This is a genomic window from Nocardiopsis sp. NPDC058631, assembly GCF_042716955.1.
Classification (GTDB): Bacteria; Actinomycetota; Actinomycetes; order Streptosporangiales; family Streptosporangiaceae; genus Nocardiopsis.
In genome coordinates this window covers 24,425-28,108 of record NZ_JBHXQY010000087.1, presented here as the reverse complement: position 1 = coordinate 28,108, position 3,684 = coordinate 24,425, and the positions used below count along the sequence as shown (strand labels likewise).

General features: G+C 74.1%; 2 protein-coding genes. Both read right to left on the bottom strand.

Annotated elements, in window-relative coordinates; translation table 11 throughout:
* Nucleotides 1-107 precede the first annotated feature (107 nt).
* A complete protein-coding gene (locus ACFWTE_RS23490) occupies nt 108-1,298 on the bottom strand; it encodes an MFS transporter (protein WP_378782022.1) in 1,191 nt (396 codons plus the stop codon).
* Between the two features lie 266 nt (nt 1,299-1,564).
* A complete protein-coding gene (locus tag ACFWTE_RS23485) occupies nt 1,565-2,551 on the bottom strand; it encodes a LacI family DNA-binding transcriptional regulator (RefSeq protein WP_378782023.1) in 987 nt (328 codons plus the stop codon).
* Nucleotides 2,552-3,684: the final 1,133 nt, after the last annotated feature.

Sequence of the window (3,684 nt, the reverse complement as noted above, 5' to 3'; positions counted from 1 at the left end):
GGTTAGTGTGGTCTCTCTTTTCGGCCGCGCCCCCTCACAGGGTGTCGTGCGCTCTCAAGGTCGCCCGGGTGTCCCCGGCGGGGCCGCCGCCCCCGGGTGCGGAACGGTCAGCGCAGGACGCCGGCCTCCGGGGCCTCGTGTACGCGGTCCCGCTGCCGCGGACGGTCCAGGAAGCCCGCCAGCACGGCGATGCCCAGGCCGACCACGGCCAGGAGCGCCCCGATCACGGCCGGGGAGGTGTAGCCCAGGCCGGCGCTGATCCCGATACCGCCCAGCCACGCCCCGCCGGCGTTGGCCAGGTTGAACGCGGAGTGGTTCGAGGCGGCGGCCATGGTCGGTGCGGCCCCGGCCCGGTTCATCACCAGGACCTGGAGCGGGGTGCACACGCCGAACCCCACCGCGCCCAGGACGACGAGGCTGACCGCCGCCGTCCAGGGGTTGTGCACGGTCACGGTGAACAGCGCCAGCACGATCGCGAGCGCGGCGAGCGAACCGTAGATGGTCGGGCGCAGCGCGCGGTCGGCCAGGGGCCCCACCACCAGGGAGCCCAGGGTCATGCCGACCCCGAACAGGGCCAGGACGACCGGCACGGCCGAGGAGGACATCCCCGCCAGCTCGGTCATCATCGGCGACACGTAGCTGTAGACGGCGAAGACCCCGGCGAATCCGAAGACGGCGGTGGTCAGACCGAGAACGACCTGGGGCCGTCCCAGTTCGGACAGCTCCTGGCGCAGGCCCGCACCGGGAGCGGCGGGCTGGCGCGGCACGAACGCCGCGACGCCCAGGGTGGCGAGCAGGGCGATGACGGAGACGACCAGGAAGGCGGCGCGCCATCCCATCGCCTGGCCCAGGAAGGTACCCACGGGCACGCCCACGATGTTCGCCACGGTCAGTCCCATGAGCACGCGCGAGACCGCCGTCGCCTGGCGCCCGGGGCCGGCCATCTGCGCGGCCACCAGGGAGCCGACGCCGAGGAAGGCCCCGTGGGGGAGTCCCGCCAGGACACGGGAGGCGAACACGGCCCCGAAGGAGGGGGCGAGGACGGTGGCCAGGTTGCCCGCCAGGAAGAGCCCCATGAAGAGCATCAGGACCGTCTTGCGGGGCACCCGTGTGCTGATCGCGGTGAGCAGGGGCGCGCCGACGACCACCCCCAGCGCGTAGGCCGAGATGAGGTATCCGGCGGTGGGCACCGGGACGCCGAGGTCGGCGGCGACGTCGGGCAGCAGCCCCATGATGACGAACTCGGTGGTACCGATGGCGAACGCCCCGAGAGCCAGGGCGAGCAGGGCCAGAGGCATGGGTGGGCCCTCCAGACGGGAAGCGGGGAGAACGGTGGTGGTGGCGGGCTTCGTCGCCCGGGTGCCCGCGCCCGACCCGACCGCGGCCAGAGGGGCGCCGGGTTGTTTGGCACGTGCTAAATCCAGCCTTGCAGCACGTTCGGGGAGATCTCAAACGATTCGGGTGTGATCTGTCCCGAACGGGGAGAGAGCCTCGCCACTCGCGCCCCTGGCCGTCCGCGCGCCGGGGCTTCAGCCGTCGGAGGGGACCGCGGGCCGGGCCGGGATCATGCGGGCCGCGGCGCGCCCGTACTGGCCCGGACGGTGAGTACGGGTTCCAGGACCAGGTGGCGGCTCTCGGTGCGCCCGTCGTCCAGCCGCTCGGCCACCGAGCGGACCGCGAGGCGGGCCATCTCCGCCGCGTCCTGGCGCACCGAGGTGAGCTGGAGGAAGGGCAGCCGGGCGGTGCGGCTGTCGTCGTAGCCCACCACGGAGACACCGCCCGGAACGGCGGTCCCGGCGCGGGTCAGCGTCCCCACCAGGCCGAGGGCGCACAGGTCGTTGCACGCGACCACGGCCGTCGGGGGCCGGTCCCGGGCGAGCAGGACGCGCGCGGCCCGCGCCCCCGACTCCTCGGTGTAGTCGCCGGGCAGTACGTCGGTGCGGTCCGCCAGCCCGTGCGCGGCCATGCCGTCGCGGTAGCCACGGAGGCGTTCGCGGGCGCCGGGCAGGTCGCCCCCGTCCACGTGGGAGATGTCCCGGTGGCCCAGCGACACCAGGTGGTCGACCGCCTGGCGGACCCCCCGGGCGTCGGCGGTCCGGACACTGTCGGTGCCGGGAGCCCCGGTACGCTGGCCGATCTCCACCACCGGCACGAGCTCGGCGACCTTGGCCAGGTCGGTCGGGGCCTCGGCCGACATGCCGATGAGGATGAGGGCCTCGCACCGCAGCCCCAGCAGGTCGTCGACGGACTCGCGTTCGGTGCGGGTGGTGAGCATGGCGCTGAGGACGACGCTGTAGTCGAGCTCGGCCGCCACGGGGTAGAGGGCCTCCACCACGTGCGCGTCCAGGGGGTGCTCCAGGGTGAACAGCACGCCGACCTGGCGGCTGCGGGCCCGGCGCAGCAGGCGGGCGGCGGTGTCGGCGCGGTAGCCGATCTCCTCCGCGGCCCGCAGGACCTGCTCCCGGGCGGTCGCGCTGGGACCGGGGCGGCCGCTGAGGACGAGGGAGACCAGCTGCCGGGAGACGCCCACGCGCGCGGCGACGTCGGCCATGGTCGGACGCCGGTTGAGCCGTGGCTCCTCGGGCCCGCCCGCGTCCCGTCCTGCGGACTTCGGCATCTGAGTCCCCTCGGCCTCGCTGGTGTAAGCGCATCGTACTGCGGCAGGGGCGGTCCGGCCTTTCGGGAGCCGTCCGTGCTCTCGCTTTCCGGCCTCGGTCGGAGGCTCGGCCTGTCCCGGGGTCGGCGCGGGGGCGACCGTGTCCGGCCCGCACCCGGAGGGGCGGTGTCCGCACGGCGAAGGGGCAGACGCGGGGAAAAGGGGTCCGGGGACGTGCCGGTGTGGCGGCACGTCCCCGGACGTAGCTGTGGCCCACGTCCCCCAACGCGGGCCACAGCGGGCGCGGCCAGGGTGCACTGAGTGCGGTCTGGCCGCTGGGAAGGCGGATGCAGCGACTGAGTACGTGCCGGAAACCCCCATTGCCGACACGAGCGCGTGCATCCGCGCATGGTTTGTGGTGTGAGCGCCTCACAGGACCTGGGTGGGTGTGGTGGGAATGCCATGGGGTCGGGGTTCGGTCTGGGGCGCTTCACCTGTGAGAACGCTTCGTATGTTGATGGTGTTCCCGTTTCACGCGCCGATTTTCGGTCCGCTCGGTAAAAAGCGGGTGCTGACTGTGGCACGTGATGCCCAAGCTCCTGCGGTGAACGGTACGGAGAGGGGAGGTCAGGTGGCGTGGGCGAGGGCTCCGCGGAGGCCCGCGGGGTCCCGGGAACTTGATCTGGTCAGGGTTTTCGGACGGCGCGAGCGGCCGCCCCGGCTGCCGGGGCAGCTCGTCTTTCGCACCAGGGCCGCGCGGGGCGGATCGCCCGGGGGTGCAACCTGCCACGTGACGGTGAGGGGCACGTCACCCGGTTCCGTGTGGACGCCGGTCTCGCTTCCCGGTACCCGGTACGGCACACGGACGGCCGCGCGATCCTGGAGCTGGGGTCACCCGTGGAGGAGCCGGCGCAGTGCAACGCCCGCCGGCGCGACACCACCGAGCCGGTGCCGTCCTTCCTGCCCGGGCACCCGGGGGGATCGCCCGTCGGCACCCGGGACGCTGCCATGCCCTGTCGGGGGCCGGCCCCCGCGGGGGGGGCCCCCCCCGGGGGGGGTGCGGCGTGGGGGCCGGGGCCCAGGGGCAC